The 21,827-nt window shown below is 68.8% G+C and carries 11 protein-coding genes and 1 pseudogene; 1 reads left to right on the top strand and 11 read right to left on the bottom strand.

Features of this window, described 5'->3' with window-relative positions:
- Positions 1-53: 53 nt before the first annotated feature.
- The 6 genes and pseudogenes from AC1D29_RS28435 to AC1D29_RS28410 all read right to left on the bottom strand — a co-directional run.
- Positions 54-2,006 carry a sialate O-acetylesterase gene (locus AC1D29_RS28435; RefSeq protein WP_477903931.1) on the bottom strand — a complete coding sequence of 651 codons (1,953 nt, stop codon included), beginning with the start codon at positions 2,004-2,006 and terminating at the stop codon, positions 54-56.
- 31 nt (positions 2,007-2,037) lie between these two features.
- Complete coding sequence (locus AC1D29_RS28430; protein WP_477903929.1) at positions 2,038-4,092, bottom strand: beta-galactosidase; 2,055 nt, start codon at positions 4,090-4,092, stop codon at positions 2,038-2,040.
- On the bottom strand, positions 4,089-7,049 hold the full coding sequence (locus AC1D29_RS28425; protein ID WP_477903927.1) for a glycoside hydrolase family 31 protein: 2,961 nt from the start codon (positions 7,047-7,049) through the stop codon (positions 4,089-4,091). Before AC1D29_RS28425 ends, AC1D29_RS28430 begins: the two co-directional genes overlap by 4 nt.
- Before the next feature lie 20 nt (positions 7,050-7,069).
- On the bottom strand, positions 7,070-8,482 hold the full coding sequence (locus AC1D29_RS28420; RefSeq protein ID WP_477903925.1) for a hypothetical protein: 1,413 nt from the start codon (positions 8,480-8,482) through the stop codon (positions 7,070-7,072).
- Positions 8,483-8,518: 36 nt separating this feature from the next.
- The gene (locus tag AC1D29_RS28415) at positions 8,519-10,699 is read right to left on the bottom strand and encodes a dockerin (protein WP_477903923.1); all 2,181 of its coding nucleotides are present in this window, start codon (positions 10,697-10,699) and stop codon (positions 8,519-8,521) included.
- Between the two features lie 276 nt (positions 10,700-10,975).
- Positions 10,976-11,929 (bottom strand): annotated as a pseudogene (locus AC1D29_RS28410) (glycoside hydrolase family 62 protein); the annotation flags it as partial.
- Positions 11,930-11,949: 20 nt separating this feature from the next.
- Here AC1D29_RS28410 and AC1D29_RS28405 point away from each other — a divergent pair.
- Positions 11,950-12,072: a hypothetical protein gene (locus AC1D29_RS28405; RefSeq protein ID WP_477903978.1), complete on the top strand. Its 123-nt coding sequence runs from the start codon at positions 11,950-11,952 to the stop codon at positions 12,070-12,072.
- Positions 12,073-12,158: 86 nt separating this feature from the next.
- Here the strand turns inward: AC1D29_RS28405 and AC1D29_RS28400 are convergent, their stop codons facing one another.
- The 5 genes from AC1D29_RS28400 to AC1D29_RS28380 are packed head-to-tail and all read right to left on the bottom strand — an operon-like array spanning position 12,159 to position 21,824.
- Positions 12,159-14,069, bottom strand: coding sequence for a glycoside hydrolase family 97 protein (locus AC1D29_RS28400; RefSeq protein ID WP_477903921.1), 1,911 nt, complete (start codon positions 14,067-14,069; stop codon positions 12,159-12,161).
- A 48-nt stretch (positions 14,070-14,117) separates the two neighbouring features.
- Positions 14,118-16,847 (bottom strand): glycoside hydrolase family 31 protein, encoded by a 2,730-nt coding sequence (locus AC1D29_RS28395; protein WP_477903919.1) that lies wholly within the window; start codon positions 16,845-16,847, stop codon positions 14,118-14,120.
- A complete protein-coding gene (locus AC1D29_RS28390; RefSeq protein ID WP_477903917.1) occupies positions 16,844-18,487 on the bottom strand; it encodes an alpha-L-fucosidase in 1,644 nt (547 codons plus the stop codon). The genes AC1D29_RS28395 and AC1D29_RS28390 overlap by 4 nt, the downstream gene beginning before the upstream one ends.
- A gap of 29 nt (positions 18,488-18,516) precedes the next feature.
- Entirely contained in the window at positions 18,517-20,157 is a 1,641-nt protein-coding gene (locus AC1D29_RS28385; RefSeq protein ID WP_477903915.1) for an alpha-L-fucosidase, read from the bottom strand.
- 29 nt (positions 20,158-20,186) lie between these two features.
- Positions 20,187-21,824: an alpha-L-fucosidase gene (locus tag AC1D29_RS28380; RefSeq protein WP_477903913.1), complete on the bottom strand. Its 1,638-nt coding sequence runs from the start codon at positions 21,822-21,824 to the stop codon at positions 20,187-20,189.
- Between the last annotated feature and the right edge of the window lie 3 nt (positions 21,825-21,827).

Here is a 21,827-nt window from a genome sequence, read left to right as displayed (position 1 = left end):
TTGAAGGGGATGGGAAGAGCGCCGTTGAGCGGTGCGTCGAACGGACGTCGGGCTCAGCGCCCGTAGCGCCGCGCTGCCGACTCCAGCGGCCAGTCGTCGGTGCGCAGGGGCGGTAGGGGCAGGCCGTCGCCGCCGACCACATTGGCTTCGCTCGCGTTGTTGACCCAGGCATAGCGCGCAGCGACAGGCGACCGCACAGCGGCGCCGCGCAGCACGATGCGGTCGCCGTCGAAGCGGGCTTCGGCCGGCACCCAGCGCCGATCGGCGCCCGCTAGGTAGAAGCCGCGCAGCGGCTCGCCGGTGCGTGCCGTGCGCAAGCCGCCGGCGGTGGTGTCGAAGCGCAGCTCGAATTCGCCGCCTTTCGACTGATGGCCGATCAGGCGAGGGCCCGTGGCCGGGGCGGTGCGCAGGCCCAGCTCGTGCATCGCCAGCGCGGCCAGGCGTTGGCCCACGGTGCGCTTGTTGCGCGGGTGGATGTCGATCGCATCACCCACGTCGATCGCCGTGGCCATGCCGGTGTGGGGCAGGGCCAGGGCCGCGGCCTGGCTGGCGCGCAGTTCGGCCCAGCCGTTGCCGTCGGGCCGGTTCTCGGCCATGGGCCGCCACGAGGCCAGTTGCACGAAGAAGAAGGGCAGCTTGGCATCGCCAAATTGGTCGCGCCAGTCCTGGATGAGGCGCTTGAAGCCGTCGGCATAGGCCGCCGCGCGCCCGGAGTTTTCCTCGCCCTGATACCAGAGCACGCCGCGCACGGACAGGCCTTGCAGCGGTGCGACGAGGCCGTTGTGGCCCAGGGCCGGGGCGTTGTTCGCCACGGGGCCGCCAGCCACCACGAGCTTCTCGACGCGTGCCCGCCAGGGGCCGACGAGCGACACGGTGCCAGCCGCCGTGTCCAGACGCAGGTCGGCGGCCTCGCCATGGATGCCGCCGCCACCGCCGGTGTCGGTCACCCGCACGGCGATCCAGTTGGCGCCCGCGCGCAGCAGGCCGGCCGGCAGTGTGTAGTGGCGTGCCTGCTCCCAGCCGCACTGGCCGCCGACCTTCTGGCCGTTGACCCAGACCTCGTCGCAGTCGTCCACCTTGGCCAGGTGCAGCTGCGCCGCTCCCGCGGCCTGGGCGGCTTTCAGCTCGACACGCTTGCGCATCCAGACGACGCCGTCGACATCGGCCAGTCCTTGGCCTTCCCAGTTGCCGGGCGCCTGCAGCGTGGGCCAGTCGGCGTCGATGTCGGCAGCGGCAGACCAGCCCGAGGCGTCCGCACCCTCCACCGGCAGACCCTTCTGCCAGGCGGCGATGCGGGGCAGCATGCGCTGGCCCAGCGCCGCGGTGAAGGCAGCGTTGTCGGCCGGCAAGGCGCGCACGGCGGGGGCGAGGTCGGGGTCGCGCAACGCCGCGTCGCGGCTCATCCAGGTCTCCAGCATGGAGCCGCCCCAGGCGGTGTTGATCAGACCGATGGGCACGCCTTGCACGGCCTGCATCTGGCGCGCGAAGTGGTAGCCGATGGCGCTGAACTCGGCCACGCGACCGGGCTCCGCAACGACCCAGGGCGCGGGCGCGATGTCGGCTTCGGGTTGCACGCTGGCGCGCAGCGGCACGCGCAGGTGGCGCAGCTGCGCGTTCTGCGGCGAGGCCATTTCCTGCGGGCCGGTGTCGGTCTGCGCCAGCGGCCACTCCATGTTCGACTGGCCGCCGAGCAGCCAGACGTCACCGACCAGCACGTCGTTCAGTACGACGGTCTGGTCGCCCTTGACGACGAGGCGGTGCGGGCCGCCGGCCGGCAGCGGCGCGAGCTGCACTCGCCAGCGGCCATCGGCGCCGACGCGGGCCGTGCCGCTGCGGCCGCCAAGGTCGACGCTCAGCGTCTGGCCGGGCGTGGCCTGGCCCCAGAGGTTCAGCGGGCGGTCGCGCTGCAGCACCATGTGGTCGCTGAACACTTCGGCCAGGCGCACGTCGGCCTCGGCGGTGGCGGCCAGCAGGGCCAGCAGCAGAGCGGAGGTCTTCTTCTTCATCGGGTTCGTTCTCGTCTCTCGGGGGCCATCTTCAATTCCGGGGTTCCAGCATTTCCACGCCAAGCGCCTCCAGCTTCAGCGTCTTGTCCCAACGCTGGCCGCCCAGCACGCCCTGCATCGCGCCGCTGATCGGCACGTCCACCGGCGTCCAGTTGGTGTTGACGTAGAGCACGCGGCCGTCGACGGCGCGGGCGTACACGCCGTCCGGCGTCTTGGGGCCGGGCGCTATGCCCAGCTCGGTGTAGAGCTGGTGCAGCAGCGGCTTCATGATCGGCGCCTGCGCCGTGGTGGCGACGTAGACGGCCCGGCCCTTGCCGAAGCTGTTGACCGTGATCGCCGGGGGCTGGCCGTCGAAGTTGCTGAAGCGCGCCAGCACCTGGGCGGTAGAGGGCTCAAGCACCTCGAAGTGGTTGACCGTGCCCTTGATCTCCTCGTCGCCCAGCTTGACCGTGCCAACCCAGTCGTAGAACTCGTTGGTGCGCAGGCCGAAGACGTCGGTCAGGCCGGCGGGTTTGGGCGTGGCGTGCCATTGGTTGTTGTCGTCCACCTTGGCCGACTGCGCCGTCATGACGACCGTGCCGCCGTCGGCGACGAACTTGCGCACCGCTTCGGTGGCGGCCTTGTCCAGCAGGTACATGCCCGGCAGGATGATCAGCCGATAGCGGCTGAGGTCCTCGTACGTGAGCTTGATGACGGCCACGTCGATGTTGTCCTTCAGCAGCGGCTCGAAGGCGCCGTGCGCCTGTTTGATGTAGGGCGCCTTGATGTACTGGCGCACCGTGTTGCTCGGGCCGTTGGGGCTGGTGGCATGCACGTTGTCGAAGGAATAGGCGATGGCCACCTTGGGCTCGACCTTGCGCGGGAAGCCGAGCTTCTCCAGCTTGGTGTAGTCGCCGGCAATGCGGGCCCATTCGGCCAGCCGCCACGAGGGTCGGTCGTCATGGTCGATCAGGCCCCACAGCGCCTGCTCCTCGCCGCCGAGGTGGCTGTTGAAGGTCCAGGCGAGCGCGGCCTGTCCGCCCATCAGCAGCACGAAGTGCGCCCACATGCGCGACCAGCCCTTGCTGCCGTAGGAGCCGCCGCCCCCGGCCGTGAACTCGTTGAACCAGGTGGGCACCGTCATGCCGCCCTTGATCAGCGCCGCCTCCCAGCCGCCGTTGATGGCGTCGCCGGCATAGAAGCCCATCGCGCCGAAGGTGGTGTGATCGCGGTAGCTGCCCAGGTAGTCGAAGCCCTTGCGGCCGGACCAGTCCCAGTAGTTGGACAGCACCGGTTTGTCCGGCGTGTGCTTGCGTCGCACCGCCTCCCGGTCGGCCAGCGTGGCGAGGGTCATGTCGGACCAGAAGCGCCGCAGGTCGAGGTAGCGCTCGGCGGGCCCAGGGCCGTCGGCCAGGGGCAGGCGCACCTCGTCCCACTGGCCGACGCGGCGCGACCAACGCTGCGTGGCCCAGGCCTTGTTCAGCGTCTCGATGCTGCCGTAGCGCTTCTTCAGCCATTCGACGAAGCGCTTGCGGTCGGCCTCGGAGTAGGACATGAAGCCGTTGCCGATCTCGTTGTCATAGCCCACGGCGAGCACGGCGGGGTGCTTGGCATAGCGCTTGACCAGCGTGTCGGCCATGCGGGTGGCCAGGCGCCGGTAGTCCGGGTCGGCGGTGTTGTCCATGTAGCGCTCGGCCGGCGCCAGGCGCGTGCCGGCCTGGTTGACGATGTCCACACCGGGGTACTTGTGGTGCAGCCACATCGGTGCCGGCGCGCCTGGGATGTCGAGGATGACCTGGATGCGGGCGGCATGCACCTCGGCCATCACGGCGTCGAAGTGCTTGAAGTCGAACTTCCCCTCCTCGGGCTCGAAATAGTCCCAGGCCAGGTCGCCCATGCGCACGACCCTGAAGCCGGACTGCTTCATCAACGCGACGTCGGACTTCACCTGTTCCAGCGTGCGGTCCACGGGCTGGTAGTTGACCCCGGCGAACAGCCGGCCGGCGCCGGGCCAGTCTGGGCGACCTTGCGGGCTCTTGGCGTCCTGGGCCAGGGTGGGTTGAAGGGTGGCTAGCGCGAGGGCGCAGGCCAGCAGGGTCCTCTTCATGGTGATCGTGTCTCGTGTTCTTTGGAAAAGTGGAGCGCCAGGCCGCGGCCGTCGTACTGCGCGGTGCGCGTCTGCTCGCTCTGGTCTGACGACGCCATCAGGCGAACGTTCAGCTCGCGGCGCGCGACCATGCCGGGGAAGCGACCCTGCCGGACGCCGACATGCAGCGTGCGGCGCGCGTTGTCCCAGCGCAGCGCGGTGGTGGCGCGCTCGCCGCGTTCGTAGCGGTAGGTCTCGCCGTCGTCGTCGTAGAGGATGAAGCTTGCGTTGGCGCCGGGGTAGATGCGGATCTCCCACGGCGCGTCGTGGTCCTGGCCGGTGTGCTCGACGACGGGGCCCAGCGGCACGACCGAGCCGGCGCGCACGAACAGCGGGAACTGGTCCAGCGTGTAGTCGCGCTCGACGCGGCCACCGCCGGTGTGCTGCTTGCCGGTCCAGAAGTCGAACCAGTCGCAACCCGCCGGCAACAGCGTGGCCTGGCTCTGGTCGATCTTGCGCTGGGCCTCGGCCGCCTCGCGCCGCTGGGCGGGCGTGCGCCAAGCCAGGCGCAGCACGCGGCCGCCGCCTGCCTGGAAGAAGTCCACGCGGACCTTCAGCACCTGGCCTTCGCGCAGCATCATGACCTGACCCTTGAAGCGGGCGGCGCCCATGGCCCAGTCGTCGACGGCCAGCTTGTCGTCCAGCCACATGCGGAAGCCATCGTCGCCCTCGACGCCCAGTTCGTACTCGCCGCTCTCCGGCATGGTGATCTCGCCTGTCCAGCGCACCGAGAAGTTGCTCAGGCCCTTCAGCCCCGGTGGGATGCTGCCCAGCGGCGGATCGGGCCAGTGGTGGGCCACGACGGTGTCGACAGTGCGGCTCGCCGGCTTTTCGAAGTTCATGCCGTCGAAGTACTCCAGCACCAGGCCGCGCTGGCCGTCGGGGGTGCGCAACTGCGTGGCTGGCACGGTCAGCGGCGGCGGGGCCTCGGGATGGAACATGGCCCGCGTGATCGGCTGCACCAGGAAGGCGGGGCCGAACATGTAGGTGTCGTCGACCTTGCGCAGCGCCGGCTGGTCGGGGAAGTCCATGGCCAGGCCGCGCATCATCGTGTAGCCGTCCTGCGTGCTGCGCCAGGCCAGGCCGTAGAGATAGGGCAGCAGGCGCATGCGCAGCTGCGCGGCGCTCAGCAGCGAGACGTAGACCTGCGGGTCCATCATCTTGAACAGGTAGGGCTCGCGGTCGACGTTGGTGCCATGGATGCGGTAGACCGGGTTGAAGATGCCGAACTGGTTCCAGCGCGCGTACAGCTCGCGCCAGGACGGGTTGTGCTGGCCGCCGCCGTAGTTGACGAAGAAGCCGCCGGTGTCCTGCGTCCAGTAGGGCTGGCCGGCCATCGCGACGTTGAGGCCTCCGGCGATCTGCGCACGGAACGTGGTCCAGGAGGCCGTCGTGTCGCCGGACCAGGACATGGCCGCATAGCGCTGCTGCCCGGCCCAGGCGGAGCGCGTCAGCGTCAGCACGCGCTTGGCCGCGAGGTCCTTCGCGGCGCGCTGGCCCTCGTAGACGCCGCGCGTCGTCACCAGCGTGTAGACGTTGAGGTAGCGCGTGGTGTCGCCCATCGCGGTCATGCCCAGCTTCTTGATGTCGGCCTCGACCTCGCGCGCGTCGTGGGCGGCGCCGCCAACCTCGACCTCGGTGCCGTCCATCCACAAGGCATCCACGCCGATGTCCAGCAGCCCCTTCTTGGCATGCTTGAAGTAGATGCGGCGACCCTCGGCGCTGAAAGCGTCGTAGATGCGCGCCTTCTTGGAGATCCAGTGCAGCGGCTCGAAGCGCAGCTTCTTGGCATCCAGCTCGCGGGCCAGGTCCGTGTCGTTGCCGACGCTCGGCCAGATGGAGGCCATCAGCTTGACGTTGAGCTTGCCGTGCAGCTCGCGCGCCATGCCGGCGGGGTCGGGGAAGCGCTCGGCGTCCCAGACCATGCCACTCCACTTGCCGTCCCAGACACCGTTCTTCTCGCCACCCCAGTATTGCCAGTCCTGCACGATGTAGTCGAGCGGGAAGTGGTCGGCGCGGAAGCGCTTGACGACGTCCAGCAGTTGCTGCTGGGTCTGGTAGCGCTCCTTGCTCATGAACAGCCCCAGGGCGGCCTTGGGGAACATCGGCGCGCTTCCGGTCAGGTGGCGGTAGCCGCGGATGACGGCGTCCATGTCGGGGCCAGCCGTGAGGTAGTAGTCGGCGCCGGCCGGCGCGCTCTCGGCCGTGAAGCTCATGCCCTCGGGCCGGTCGCGGAACGTCATCTTGGAATAGACGTCCAGCAGCAGGCCCCAGCGCCGCGTGGACACCAGGAAGGGCACGACGATGCCGATGTTGGTCTGCACCATCAGCACGTCGCGGCCGCGGTAGTCCATGTAGGGCTCGTCGTACTGGCCCAGGCCGTAGAGGGACTCGTCGGGCGTCAGCGTGAAGGTCTGCGTCAGCGTGTAGCTGGGGCTGCCGGCGATCTCGACTTGCTTGAGTTCGATGGGTGCCTGCTCGCGCTCGCGCGTCAGCAGCCGGCCGTCGGCGGCGAAGAAGGCCAGCGCCCCGCTGCGCTTGTCCACCGTGATGCGCAGGCCTGCGCCGGTGAGCGCGAGCTGGTCGCCGGTCTCCTGCACGTCGAAAGCAACGGCTTGCGGCCGCGCCACGACGACGAGGCTGGGCTGGGTGGTGTGGGCCTGGCCGAGGTGGGCGGCGACGCGTACCAGGCCCGGGCCGTAGAAGAGCACGCTCTTGGTCAGCCCGCTAGAGCGGAACTGCAGGCCCTCGGCGACGCGCCGCCAGCCGAAGCCGTCAGGTGGCCCGTCCATGGGCAGGGCGCGCAGCTGCCCAGCGGCATCCAGCGCCGAAGGATGGGAGACGGCCTTGCCGGTGGGGGCCGCCTGCGCACCCGCCGCAGTGCAGACCATCAGGCCGAAGAGGTCTCGACGTTTCATGGCAACTCGCAGTCAGGTGTTCAAGCGCAACGCACGAGCCGCGCGCCATGGGGTGGGATGGTGAGCTGGCGGGTGCCTGCGGGCAGGTCCGCACGCGCCCAGCAGTCGCGGCTGGCGTCGGGCAGCCATGCCGGCAGTGGCACCTGCCATGGCGCTTCGCCGGTGTTCAGCCACGCCGCCCAGGTGCCTTGCGGGCCGGTGCAAACGAAGCGATGGCCCCGTGCCACCGAGTGCCACTCGCGTGCCCCGGGCACGCGCAGCAGCGCCAGCACCTCGGGGTTGGTCACCAGGCGCAGCGTCCAGTCGTCGAGCTTGCGCAGATCGTTGCCGAGGATGAGCGGGCTGCGCGCGCAGGTCCAGGCCGTGAGCATCATCAGTTGCTCGTCACGCGTGAAACCGGTTTCGCGCTCGCCGCGGCCTTGCTCGTCGTAGTTGCGCAGGCCGATCTTGCCGACGGGCAGCATGTCCGCATCGGGCCAGGCGCCTGCGCGGGCGTGCGGCGCCCACTTCACCAGGTTCACGAGGTTGTCGCGCAGCTGCGGCCAGGTGTCCCAGAAGTCGTTGCACACGCGCCATTGGTTGGCATGCGCCTGCAGGTGCGCCGCGTGCTCCAGCTGCGACGGGCCGGGCGACAGGCTCAGCACCATGGGCCGGCCGGTGGCGTCGATGGCGCGGCGGATCAGCTCCACTTCCTTCGCCTGGTAGTTCGGGGCGGCGATGTCGTCCACCTTGACAAAGTCCACGCCCCATTCGGCCAGCTGGGCAAACCAGGCGCGGTACCAGTCGAAGGCGCCGGGGTGCTCGGGCTTGACGCCGCACATGTCGGTGTTCCAGGCGCAGGTCGAGCCGGCGTTGGCCACCTCGTTGCAGCGGTACTTGCTGCCGGCGATGGGCAGCTCCAGCCCGACCGCCTGGCGCGGAATGCCACGCATGATGTGCACGCCGAAGCGCAGGCCCATGGCGTGCACCTGGGCGGCGAGCGGCGCGAAGCCACGGCCGCCGGCGGCGCTGGGGAAGCGATTGGGCGCGGGTTGCGGGCGGCCGTTGCCGTCCAGCACCAGCGGCGCGAAGTTCCGGTACCACCCCGACGTGGCGCCTGCCTCGTACCACTGGATGTCGACGGTGGCGGTGTCGTAGCCGAAGGGCAGGAAGCGCTCGGCCAGGATGCGTGCGTTGTCCAGGTACTCGGCTTCGGTGACGCTGGCGCCGAAGGCGTCCCAGCTGTTCCAACCCATGGGCGGCGCGGGCGCCCAGGCGTGGAAGGGCAGGCCGGGCTCTGGGGCGCCCACGGCGGAGGTGTTGGCGGCAGGCGCGGGGGCAGCAGCCGCCGACCCGCCGGCCACGGCAGCCAGACCGGCGCCTGCGACGGTGCGCACGAAGCTGCGGCGGCCGGGTTCATCGGGCACGGTGCCCGTCGACGTTTTCTTGTTCATGGGCGATTGAAGAAAGGAGATGAAGGAGACGGAGGTTCAGTTGCTGTACAGCAGGCCCCGGCCGGTGCCGCTGAAATAGATGCGGCCATAGACGTTCTGGTCGGCCGCCAGCGCGCCGATGCCGCCGAACTGGTGGGCGTCGTCGTTGAAGCGCGACCAGGTGGCGCCGCCGTCGTCGGAGCGGTAGACGCCCCAGACGCCACCCACCACGCCCACCACATAGACCGCCGCCGAGTACGTGGCGCCAGGCTTGGCCTTGCCCAGGGCCACCGCCGAGGCGCCCTGCACGTCGGCCCATGGGTTGCCGACAAAGATCGACGCGAAGTTGCTGAGCTTGGCCCAGGTCGCGCCCGAATCGGTCGAGTGGTAGACGGCGTTGCCGTCGGCCAGCCAGAGGTCGCCCTCGGCATTGGGGTTGACCGCCAGCGAGGTGTTCCCGAAATAGTTGGGCGCCAGCCCCGCGGCCACCGAGCCGGGGCTCAGCGTGAACGTGTGGCCGCCATCCGTCGAGACGTAGACCTTGCCCGGCGTGCCCCACCAGTGACCACCGGAATCGTAGGCATAGACCTTGTTCGGGTTCTTGCGATCTGCGGCCAGGCGGTAGGCGCGGGGGTAGATGCTGTTGATCGCCGGCAGATTGGTCGGCACCCAGGTGGCGCCGTTGTCCGTGGTGTAGGACGGCACCGAATAGCCGGGCGCCCAGACCGCCTTGTTGCGCGCCGTGACGGCGATGCTCGCTTCTCCACCCTTGTTGTCCGCGACGCCCGTCGGGTAAGTGGCGAACTTCGCCCAGGTCTTGCCGCCGTCGCCAGACGAGTAGCCGAAGCCGGTGCTGGTACCGAGGACAACGCCGATGGAGGCGATGTATTGCGGGTCGGCCCACGCCATGTCGGCGGCGAAGCCGTTGCTCCAGCTGGTACCCGGCGTCAAGGTCGGCTTCGTCGCCAGATTGGTGTGCACCCAGGGGCCGACGTCGCCCGAACTGTTGATCAAGGTGTACGTGGCGCCGGCCGGCGGCGTGGCCAGGCCGAGAACGGCAGTCTCCTCCAGACCGTCGATCGCCTCGTTCCAGCTCGGCGTGGCCGAGGAAGCGTTGCGCGTTTCCCAGATGCCGCCGCCATGGACGTGCAGCACGCGGTCGGGGTTGGACGGATCGATCTCGACGTCGTCGGGCCAGCCCCAGAAGGAACCGTCGGCCGGCGTGCGCGGCATGGTGGCCGCGATCTCGCGCCAGGTCTTGCCGGCGTCGCTTGACCACTGAATGGCCTGCTGACCGCTGTAGTTGCCCCAGGTGTTGGTCACACCCAGCGCAATGCGGGTGGTCGAGCCGGTGCCGGAGACGGACAGTCCGCCGAGGCCAAGGCCCGTTCCGGTCCCGCCGCTGTTCGGGTCTTTCAGCAGGGTCCAGTTGTTGCCGTCGAACTTGTAGAGCCGCGCGGGGCCGCCGGCGCCTGGCCCGGAGTCCTGGGTGAACACGACATAGAACATGCCATCCGCAGCGCGCACCATGTGCGGGATGTGATAGCCGGTGACCGGCGTCGAGATCGCGGTCCACGACGTGCCGCCATTGGTCGACTTGTACAGGTTCGAGCCCAGGCCCGCTGCCTTGACGTAGTGCGGGGCGATGGGCGCGTAGATCGTCTGCGTGGCCGAGCCGCTGCCCTTGCTGCCGGTGTCGTAGACGAGCGTCTCGACGCCCATCGCGGTGCCGCCGTTGGCGTTGAGCTGGTCCGCGGTCATCTTGAGGGTCGACAGCGACGTGACCTGGGCCCAGGTGAGGCCCGAGTCGATGCTCTTCCACAGGCCGGCCGTGCGCGAGCCGTAGAACAGCGTCGACGGTTTGTTGGGGTCGACCATCAGGCGTTCGCCGATGGCCCGGCCGGGATTGTTGCCACCCAGCGGGAAGGGCAGGGCGACGTAGGTCCAGTGGTCACCGCGGTCGCTGGAGATGTACAGGCGGCCATTGCCTTCGGACACGTACATGCCGGCGGCCATGTAGACGAGCTGGTCGTTGTTCGGATCGACGGCCATGCTTTCGACGCCGTGGTACCGGGCTTCGGCTGCACCGAAGCCCGGGCCATCAGTGATGGGCACCCAGGACGCAGCGGCCTGGTTCCAGCGGTAGGCGCCGCCGATGTCGGTGCGCGCGTACAGCAGGTTGGCGGTGGTCGGATGGAAGACGAGGCCGGTGACATAGCCGCCACCGCCCCACTTCACGCTCGCCCAGGTGGTGCCGTCGGCCGGAGCAGGAGCGGGTGCAGGAGCCGGAGCCGGAGCCGGAGCCGGGGCAGGGGCCGGAGCCGGGGCAGGGGCAGGGGCAGGTGTGGGCGCGGGTGCTGGCGCGTCGCCACCACCGCCGCCACAACCCGCCACCAGGGTCGCGGTGACGATGGAGAAAACGGAGAGTTGTTTGCTGTACTTCATGGCGAAAAAGGCGTGTGGTTCGTTGACGGGGATGGCGCGGTGGCGCTGATCACGAGGCAGGGCAGGCGTTCATTTCTTGAACAACACGCTGATGGCGTTGGGGGCGGTGGCGGTGATCAGGCCCAGCCGATAAGGCAGCTCGATGTATTCATACGTCTTGCCTTTTTCCAGATCCAGGCCCTGGAAGAGGAACCTCAGCGGCAGGCAGGGGTCGATGCTCAGCGTCTGGTCGATGCCGTCGCGGATCATTTCGCCGTGGGACACGCCTTCGGACCAGATCCGGCCGTCGAACTTGACGTTGTCGGTGCCAGCGAACAGGTTCATCGGGGCGCCGGGAACGGGTTGCCAGGTGCCGTCCAGGCGGTCGGCGGTCCAGGCCCGGAAATACCTGCCCTTGGGCCCCATCGCCTCGATCAGCGTCAAGTACTGGTCGGTGCCGGTGATCTTGTAGGTGTTGCTCGCCTCGAACATGTCCTCGAGCTTTTCCTTCATGACGACGACGGGGTCGGCGAAGCCCTGAGGGAAGCGCTCGATCGTCGTCTCACCGCGGTAGAAGCTGCCGTTGTCGCCCGTGAAGAAGAGATGGCACTTCCTGTCGTCGCAGATGTTCCAGAAGTCCAGCCAGGTCGCATTGCCCTTGGCGTCCTTCACGCTCGCCGGCACGTTTGCATAGAAGGGCTTGGGCGCCGTCCACGACAGGGGGTCGGCGATGTTGCTGCTCGTGGAATACAGCGGGTCGCCGCCCTGGTAGATCAGGTACCAGAGCTTGTGCGGCGCGAAGTAGAAGACCTGGGGTGCTGCGCGATAGCCGGGCCCCATGGGCGACTTGTCCAGCATGAACTGAGGGGCATTGGGAGCCTCCTGCCAGTTCGCAAAGCTCGTGTAGGCCAAGCCCCAGCCGTTCTTCCCGGCCGTGGTCATGAAGACGTGATAGCGGCCGTCGTGATAGACGATGGTCGGGTCTTTGACGCCCAAGATGTCCGTCCGGTCAGCCGGCGGCTTGATCAAGGGCTCGCTGGATTTCCATTCAAAAGCGACGGCCGGTGCCGGTGCCGGTGCCGGTGCCGGTGCTGGTGCTGGTGCTGGTGCTGGTGCTGGTGCGGGTGCGGGTGCCAGGGCCGGCGTCGCGCCACCACCGCCACAGCCAGCCACCACGGTCGCGGTGACGATGGAGAGAACGGCGAGTCGTTTGCTGAACTTCACGGGCGAAGACCGGAGCTGGTTCGTCGATGTCATGGCACTGCGACGCTGGTCACTTGGCAGGCAATGGCTCCAGCACCACGGCGGCGCCGCCAGCCGCGGCCAGCGACAGGCTCAGCACGTCCTTGCGGGTCACCTTGCGCTCCGTGCGGCGCACCTCGCGCACGACCTCGCCGTCCTGCCAGATCTTGGCGCGCCAGTTGCCGGCCGGCAGGAAGCCGAGCGAGACCTTTTGCGTGCGGGCCTGGTCGCCCGTCATCGCGCCGATGTACCAGGTCTTGCCCTGGCGGCGCGCCAGCACGATGCCCTGTCCCGGCTCGCCGGAGAGGAAACGGGTCTCGTCCCAGGCGGTCGGCACGCGCTTGATGAAGTCGAAGCCCGGCTCGCCGCGGTAGTTCGTGGGGTCGTCCGACACCATCTGCAGCGGGCTGTCGTAGACGACGTACATCGCCAGCGCCTGGCCGCGCGTGTTCTGCACCAGCGGCATCTCGGCGCGGACCTCGAAGGTGGCCGGTGTCGCGTTGCGGAAACCCCCGGGCGTGTAGTCCATCGGGCCGACCAGCATGCGCGTGTACGGCAGGGTCACGTTGTGGCTGGGGGTGGTGCGCGTGGTCATCTTGCTCCACTCGGCACCGAGCACGCCCTCCTGCGTGATGTAGTTGGGATAGGTGCGCTGCAGGCCGGCGGGCACATAGGCGCCGTGCAGGTCCAGCAGCAGCTTGCGCTTGGCGGTGGCGGCGGCAATGCGCTCGTAGAAGTCCACCACCTGCTGGTCGTCACGGTTCATGAAATCGACCTTGACGCCCTTGATGCCCCAGCGGACGTAGGTGTCCAGCACCTCGTCCATGCGCGCGTCCACATGCACCCAGTGGGCCCACAGCAGCAGGCCGACGCCCTTGGCTGCGGCGTAGCGCGCGAGTTCGGGCATGTCGATGCCCTTGGCCGGTCGCGTGATGTCGGTCTCCGGGCTGGCATCGCAGCAGCCGCTCGGGCCCGAGGCCCAGTTGGCGTCGATGAGGTAGTAGGGGAAGCCGGACTCGGCGGCGAAGTCGATGAAGCGCTTGTAGGCGCCCAGGTCGGGCTTCATGCCCACCAGCGGGCCGGACCACCAGTCCCATGCCGCCTTGCCGGGCTTGACCCAGCTGAAGTCGCCTTGCGGTGCCGGGTTGAGGTTGCCGACGAGGTGGGACTCGATCAGCTTGCCGGCCTGGTCGGCCATCATGACGGCGCGCCAGGCGGTCGTCAGGCCAGCGGTCGAGACGAAGGCGGGGCCGGCGCGTCCCGGCACGCCGGACAGGTGCAGGCGCAGTGCGTTGCCCTCCTGCCGCAGTGACGCGCCGGTGTAGCCCTGCAGATTGGCCTGCGTGATGGCGTAGTGCGTGCGGCCCGACGGCGTGGCGCAGACCACCGGCACATCGTAGGCGACGCCGGGCTTCAGCTGCGAGACCTTCAGGCGCTCGAACGCCTGCTCGTGCGAACCGTCGGCCGGCGTGACCAGGCACGACGGGTCGCCGGCCGGCGCGAAGGCCGTGCGTTCGCCGCGCAGCTTCACGGGGCCGGTGTCCTCGAGGCGGTAGCGAAAGGCGACGCCGTCGTCGTAGGCGCGGGCATCGATGAAGACGCGGCGGCCGGCGCCCGCCTCGCGGAAGGTGAGCGTCGCGCCACGGTAGTGGTCGCGGGCCGTGGCCGCCTTCGTGGCGACGAGGGGAATGACGCGGTCTTCGGCGACGTCCTGGCGCGACTCCAGCGTCAACGCGCCGAGGGCCTGGCCTTCCAGCTCCAGCCCCAGGGGCGAGGGCGCGATGACGGCTTCGCCGCGGCGGCTGACGCTGAACTGGCTGCCGTCGTCGGTGATGCGCAGCGCGACGCGGCCATCGGGCGAGGCGATGACGGCGTCGGCCGCCTGGGCGCCGGAAGCCGCCAGGGCCAGGACGGCGGCGGCAACGTGGGTGGTGGTCTTCATGGAGGTGTGGGTTGTGTTGGTCTTGTCTTCATGCCGTGAAGAGAGCGTTCATCCAAGGCGTACCTCGGTGGCGCGGCCGGTGTAGATCACCTCGCGCATCGGTGTGGATTGCAGCGTCGGCCCGCCGTTGCCGATGCGGTGGATGCGCAGGCGCTTGGTCGTGCGCATGCCCGCGAAGCGCCCGCTGCGCGACGCTAGGCGCAGCACGCCGCGGCGGTCGTCCCAGGTCATGCGGATCACGCTGAACCCGCCCTTCTCGTAGGCGTAGTCCAGGCCGCCGTCCTCGTAGAGGTCGAAGGCGCCGTCGGCGCCGGGTACGACGTAGAGGTCGAGCACCTCACCGGTGGCTTCGGCGGTGGACTGCAGCACCGGCCCGAGCGGCAGGATGCTGCCCGCGCGCAGGTGCAGCGGCACGCGCTCGAGCGGCGACGCCACGTCATGCGTGCGGCCACCGGCGCGCCGTTCTCCTGTCCAGAAATCGACCCAGCCGCCGGCGGACTGAGGCAGGTACACCGGCCAGCTCGACACCTCGGGCGCCAGGACCGGCGCCACATGCAGGGCGCGGCCGAACATGTAGCTGTGCGCCTGGTCCAGCGCGTCCTGATCCTGCGGGAAATCGAACACGAGCGGGCGCATGATCGGTGCGCCCTTCGCATGGACCTCGTGGGCCAAGCTGTAGAGGTAGGGCAGCAGCTGATAGCGCAGCTCCAGATACTGGCGCGCCACTGCCTCCACCGTGTCGCCATAGCGCCAGAACTCGGTGTTGGTCATGTAGCCATGCACGCGCTGCAGCGGCAGGAAGGTCGCGTACTGGAACCAGCGGATCAGGCGCTCGTGGTAAGCCTTGTCGGTGTACTGGCCGTCGCCCGGGCGGAAGAAGCCGCCGGCGTCGACCGTCCAGTAGGCATAGCCGGCGGCGGCCATGTTGAGGCCCGCGGGGATCTGCCGCTTGAGCGTGTCCCAGTCGTTGCCGATGTCGCCCGACCAGGTGGCTGCCGCATGGCGTTGCTGCCCGGGGAAGGCCGAGCGCGTGAGGATCATCACGCGCCGGTCAGGCGCCGCCTGGCGCTGGCCCTCGTAGACGGTGCGCGTGACGTGCCACGGATAGGCCAGGCGCACGCGCTCGCCGCGGCCTGCCGCTGTTCGCCGGCCCACGAGGTCGTCGTTCTCGGGCTCCGTCGCGTCCTGCCACCAGGCGTCGATGCCGAGCTTGAGCAGGCGTTCGCGCTGGTTGTTCCAGTAGAAGGCGGCGGCCTTCGGGTCGAAGAAGTCGACCCAGTCGGTCTGGTCGATGTAGTGGCCGGCGGCTGCGGTGCTGCGGCCGAGCTCGGTGTCGCGCCCGATCTTGGCCCACACCGACAGCATGAGCCGCCCGTTCAGGCCGTGCACCTCGCGCACCAGCGCGGCGGGATCGGGGTAGTGGGCCTCGTCGAAGCGCATCGCGTTCCAGCCGTGGCGGCCCCAGTACTGCCAGTCCTGCACCATCACGTCGACGGGCAGCTTGCGGCGGCGGAACTCGCGCAGCGTGTCGACGATCTCCTGCGACGAATGGAAGCGTTCGCGGGTGTGGATGTAGCCATAGGCCCAGCGCGGCATCATCGGCGTGGCGCCGGAGATCTCGCGGTAGCCCTCGAACACCTCGTCTGCGCTGGGGCCGGCGATCACGATGTAGTCGATGGCATCGGCCACCGGTGAGCGCCACGCGGTGCTGGCGCGCACGGCGCCGAAGCGCAGGGAGGGAGAGTCGCCGTCGTCGGCGTTGACGCGCACCTGATGCTCGCCTGCCGGCAGCTCGACGACAAAGCCAGCCGTCGGCGGCAGCCAGTGGTTCGCGATCTCGACGCAGGACTTGCCGTCGATCTCCACGGAGTGGCGCGAACCCATAGCGCGGCCGACATCGAGGAGGAATGCGAAACGGCCAGCCACTTCCGTTCGGAATCTGCCTTCAAAGCGCGTCAGGTTTCGCACGACCTGCGCATTGCCCGTGGTCGTCGTCACATCCACGACTTCGGCCCTGTTCTCTGCCTTGACACGACTCATTGCCACCCGCTGCTCAGGCATGTTCAGCTCGGCCATGCCGTTGTTGTGCCAGAGCAGGCCGTAGCCTCGGCTGGACAGCATGAACGGCAGGCTGATCTGCGTGTTCACCTGCGTCAGGCGGCGCGGGTGGCCGCGCAGGTCCATGGCCCCGTCCTGGAAGCAGCCGGTGCCATAGAGCCGCTCTCCCTCAGGTGACTCGAACACCTGCTCGGCGATGAACACGGCCTCGTCGCCCAGCCGCGACGGCGTCAGCCGCCGGCTGCCCGGCGCTTCAGCGAGCAGCAAGGCGCCGTTGCGGTCGAAGAAGCGCAGCGCCCCGGTGCCGTTGTCCACCTCGCAGCGGATGGCCGGCAGTTCCAGGCGGATAGCGTCCGCGCCCGGCGTCTGCTTCATGAGAGGCTTGGCGCGGCCGGGCAGCAGCGCGAGGCTTGGTGGCGGCGCCTGCGTTATGGCCGGCGTTGTGGCCTGCGGAGGAAGGAAGCGCACGCGCAGCGCCCGGTCGCAGAGCCCGCTGATCCGCAGCGTGCCCTGGGGTGTCGTCAGCACCCATTCCGCGGCTAGCGATGGCTGGGTGCGGCGGGTCGCGACGCCCTCAGACGCCAGGTTGCCGGCGGCGTTCGCCACGCTAGAGGAGGCCATTGCGGCCGTTGCTGCCGCAGCGCCCAGCGGGGTGGCGGCAGCGGCGAGGGCGGCCTGCAATGCCTCGCGCCGGGAGAGCGTGGGTTTGGTGTCTTTCATGCAGTCAGGCCGTTGCCGCGGATCTTCACCACCACGGCCGGCGAGCCGGCCAGGCCCTCGGGCAGCTTGACCTCCAGTCCCTTGCGGGTGCGCTTGAAGGGCAGGCTGTCGCCGGAGCCCACGGCCTCGATGCGGTCGATGGCGCCTGGCGCCACGTTCGAGTCCTGGGCCAGCGTCTGGATGCGCAGCACGCCGTCCTTGGGCCAGCCCAACGCGATGGCGTAGAGGGCGCCGCCCTTGGTCGTGAAGCGGATGTCTTCGGCCGTCAGCGGCTTGGAGTTGCCCTCGCTGAACATGCCACTGCCCACCTTCGTCGGGCCTTCGCCGAAGGTGCGCCAGGGGCGCGTGCCGTAGATGGCCTCGCCGTTGCGCGCCATCCAGGTGGCGATCTCTTCCAGGATCTTGCGCTCGTCGGCATCGATGGTGCCGTCGCCGCGCAGCGGCACCGACAGCAGCAGGTTGCCGTTCTTGGAGACGATGTCGCACAGCCGATGGATGACCGTGCTGGCGGGCTTGTACTGGTGGTTGTCGAAGAGGGAGCGGGCGTAGTGCCAGTCGCCCAGGCAGGTGTCGGTCTGCCAGGGCAGCGGCTCGATGCCATCGCGAAAGCCCCGCTCCACGTCCTCGACAACGCCGGCGCGCCACTCCGGCGGCATCACCTTGGCGTTGAGCACGGCTTCCAGCTTGCCGCCGTTCCAGGCCATGCTGGCGTTGTAGTAGTGGGCGGCGATGTCCAGCCCCGCCTGGCCTAGCGGCAGGCCGTGGTTGTCCATGTAGATGAGGTCGGGCTTGTAGCTGTCGATCAGGTCGCGGCAGCGCAGGTACCACGAGCGCGTGAAGGCGAGGTTCTGAAGCGGCGGTTTCTCGTCCCAGTAGTAGGTGTTCTGGTCATGCCAGGCTTCGACGCTGCGGATGGTCTTGAAACCGTCGGGCATGACGATGTTGCGGCCCGTGTAGAGGTCCTGCGGGTCCAGGCCTTCCCACCATTTGCCCTTGCCGTCGGCCTTGGTCAGGTGGAAGGCGTCGTAGCGCTGGCCGGCGTAGGGGCCTTCCGCGTCATAGCCGTAGGCCGACTGGTACCAGTGCCAGGCATGGGCACCGTGGTTGCTGACGCCGAAGCGCAGGCCGCGTGCGCGGGCGGCCTTTTCCCAGGTGCCGACGATGTCCTTCTTCGGGCCCACGCGCATCGTGTTCCAGCCGTGGTACTTGGAGTTGAACATGTCCTGGTTGTCGTGGTGGTTGGCCAGGGCGACGAAGTACTTGGCGCCCGCCTTCACGTACAGGTCCATCAGCGCTTCGGGCTCCCAGTTCTCGGCCTTCCAGCGGTTCTGGATCTCCATGAAGCCGGACTTCGTCGGGTGGCCGTAGGTCTTGATGTGGTGGTCGTACTGCCAGTTGCCCTGGATGTACATGCGCCGGGCATACCAGTCGCCCATCTCGGGCACGCATTGCGCGCTCCAGTGGGCCCAGATGCCGAACTTGGCATCGCGGAACCAGTCGGGCGTTTCGTAGCCGTCGACGAGGGAGTCCCAGTTCGGCTTGAAGGGAGTAGGCGCGGCCTGCGCGGCCGGCAGGCCGGCGGCGCCCATGGTGGCGGCCGTGGCTTGCAGCAGCGAGCGGCGGGATAGTTTCTGTGTCATGGCTTGCTTTCAGGGAAATCGGGGGCTGCTCAGGCCAGACCCGTGCCGCGCACCTTCAGCGCGACTGCAGGCGTGCCGGCCAATCCTTCCGGCAACTGCACCTCCAGCCCTTGCGGGGTGCGCTTGAAGGGCAGGCTGCCGGTGGAGCCCACGGCTTCGACGCGCTCGATCACGCCCGGCGCCAGCGCCGAGTCCTGCGCCAGCGCTGCAATGCGCATGACGCCGTTCTCCGGCCAAGCCAGCCCGATGCCGTAGAGCGCACCGGCCTTGGCTGTGAAGCGGATGTCCTGGGAGGTGAAGTTCTTGAGTTGGCCTTCGCTGAACATGCCACCGCCGACCTTCGTCGGCCCTTCACCGAAGGTGCGCCACGGCCGTGTGCCATGGATGGCCTCGCCGTTGCGGCCCATCCAGGCGGCGATGTCTTCCAGGATCTTGCGTTCGTCGGCATCGATGCTGCCGTCACCGCGCAGCGGGATGGACAGCAGCAGGTTGCCGTTCTTCGAGACGATGTCCACCAGGCGGTGGATGACGCTGGCGGCTGACTTGTAGCCGTGGGCGTCGAAGATGCCGCGGTTGTAGTGCCAGTCGCCGATGCAGGTGCAGGTCTGCCAGGGCAGCGGCTCGATGCCGGCGCGCTGGCCCCGCTCGAGATCCTCCACCACGCCGCCACGCCATTCGGGTGGGAGCTCCTTGGCGTTGATGACAGCCTCCACCTTGCCGCCGTGCCAGGCCATGCTGGCGTTGTAATAGTGCGCCGCGATGTCCAGGCCGGCCTGGCCGAGCGGCAGGTGAGAGTTGTCGAAGTAGACGAGGTCGGGCTTGTAGCTGTCGATCAGGTCCCGGCAGCGCAGGAACCACTGGCGAATGAACGCCGGGTTGTTCGGTGGCTCCACGTCTCTCCAGGTGTAGTAACTGCGCTTATGCCATTCGGTGACGGCGGCCACGGTGCTGATGCCGTCGGGCATCACCCTGTTGGGGCCCGTGTAGAGGTCCTGCGGGTCCAGGCCTTCCCACCATTTGCCCTTGCCGTCGGCCTTGGTCAGGTTGAACGCGTCGTAGCGCTGGCCAGCCAACGGGCCTTCGGGGTCGTAGCCATAGGCAGGCGCCAACCAATGCCAGGCACGCGACGAGTGGTTGCTGACGCCGAAGCGCAACCCCTTGGCGCGGGCCAGCTTGGCCCAGGTGCCGACGATGTCCTTCTTGGGCCCGACGCGCACCGAGTTCCATGCGTGGTACTTCGAGTCGTAGGCGTCGAAGTTGTCGTGGTGGTTGGCGAGCGAGACAAAGTACTTCGCACCCGCCTTCACGTACAGGTCCATCAGCGCTTCGGGGTTCCAGTTCTCCCCCTTCCAGCGGTTCTGCATCTCCATGAAGCCGACCTTCGTCGGGTGGCCGTAGGTCTTGACGTGGTGGTCGTACTGCCCGCTGCCCTGCATGTACATATTGCGGGCATACCAGTCGCCCGTCTCGGGCACGCATTGCGCGCTCCAGTGCGCCCAGATGCCGAACTTGGCGTCGCGGAACCAGTCGGGCGTGCGGTAGCCGTCGACGAGGGAATCCCAGGTCGGCTTGAAGGGCGTGGGCGCCGCCTGCGCAGCGGGCAGGCCGGCGGCGCCCATGGTGGCGGCCGTGGCTTGGAGCAGCGAGCGGCGGGAAAGCTTCTGTGTCACGGCTGGCTCTCAGCGAAAAGCGCGGCCGCTCATGCGAGGCCCGGGCCGCGCACCTTCAGCGCGATCGCGGGCGTGCCGGCCAGCCCCTCGGGCAGCCGCACCTCCAGCCCTTGCGGGGTGCGCTTGAACGGCAGGCTGTCGGTGGAGCCCACGGCTTCGACACGCTCGATCACGCCCGGTGCCAGGCCCGAGTCCTGCGCCAGCGCGGTGATGCGCATGACGCCATTCGTCGGCCAGGCCAGCCCGATGGCATAGAGCGCACCGGCCTTGGTGGTGAAGCGGATGTCCTGGGCGGTGAAGGTCTTGATCTGCCCTTCGCTGAACATGCCGCCCCCGACCTGCGTCGGCCCTTCGCCGAAGCTGCGCCACGGCCGTGTGCCGTGGATGGCTTCGCCGTTGCGGCCCATCCATTCGGCGAGCCCGTCCAGGACCTTGCGCTCGTCGGCATCGATGCTGCCGTCGCCGCGCAGCGGGATGGACAGCAGCAGGTTGCCGTTCTTCGAGACGATGTCCACCAGGCGGTGGATGACGCTGGTGGCCGACTTGTAGCCATGCCGGTCGAAGACGCCGCGGTTGTAGTGCCAGTCGCCGATGCAGGTGTCGGTCTGCCAGGGCAGCGGCTCGATGCCGGCGCGCTGGCCACGCTCGACGTCCTCGACGACGCCGGCGCGCCATTCGGGCGGGATCTCTTTGGCGTTGAGAACGGCCTCCAGCTTGCCGCCGTGCCAGGCCATGCTGGCGTTGTAGTAGTGCGCCGCGATGTCCAGGCCGGTCTGGCCGAGTGGCAGGCGCGAGTTGTCGAAATAGACGAGGTCGGGCTTGTAGCTGTCGATCAGGTCGCGGCAACGCAGGAACCATTGGCGCGTGAACGCCGGGTTGTGCGGCGGCGCCTTCTCGTCCCACACGCGGTCGTTGTGTTCATGCCATTCGTTGGCGGTGCGCATGGTGCTGATGCCGTCGGGCATCACCATGTTGCGGCCCGTGTAGAGGTCCTGCGGATCCAAGCCTTCCCACCATTTGCCCTTGCCGTCGGCCTTGGTCAGGTTGAAGGCGTCGTAGCGCTGGCCGGCCAGCGGGCCTTCGGGGTCGTAGCCATAGGCAGGCGCCAGCCAGTGCCAGGCATGCGCCGAGTGGTTGCTGACGCCGAAGCGCATGCCCCTGGCGCGGGCTGCCTTGGCCCAGGTGCCGACGATGTCCTTCTTGGGACCGACGCGCACCGAGTTCCACGGGTGGTACTTGGAGTCGTAGGCGTCGAAGTTGTCGTGGTGGTTGGCGAGCGAGACGAAGTACTTGGCACCGGCCTTGGCGTACAGGTCCATCAGCGCCTCGGGCTCCCAGGCCTCGGCCTTCCAGCGGTTCTGCATCTCCATGAAGCCGACCTTCGTCGGGTGGCCGTAGGTCTTGACGTGATGGTCGTACTGCCAGTTGCCCTGCAAGTACATGTTGCGGGCATACCAGTCGCCCATCTCGGGCACGCATTGCGCGCTCCAGTGCGCCCAGATGCCGAACTTGGCGTCGCGGAACCAGTCGGGTGTGCGGTAGCCGTCGACGAGGGAGTCCCAGGTCGGCTTGAAGGGAGTGGGCGCGGCCTGGGCAGGCAGGCCGGCGGCCCCCATGACGGCAGCGGAGGACTGGAGCAGTGCGCGGCGGGAAAGTTGCTGATTCATGGT

Source organism: Roseateles sp. P1_C6, assembly GCF_056406315.1.
Note: the sequence above shows the minus strand (reverse complement) of the source record. Positions and strands in the feature narration are given on the sequence as shown.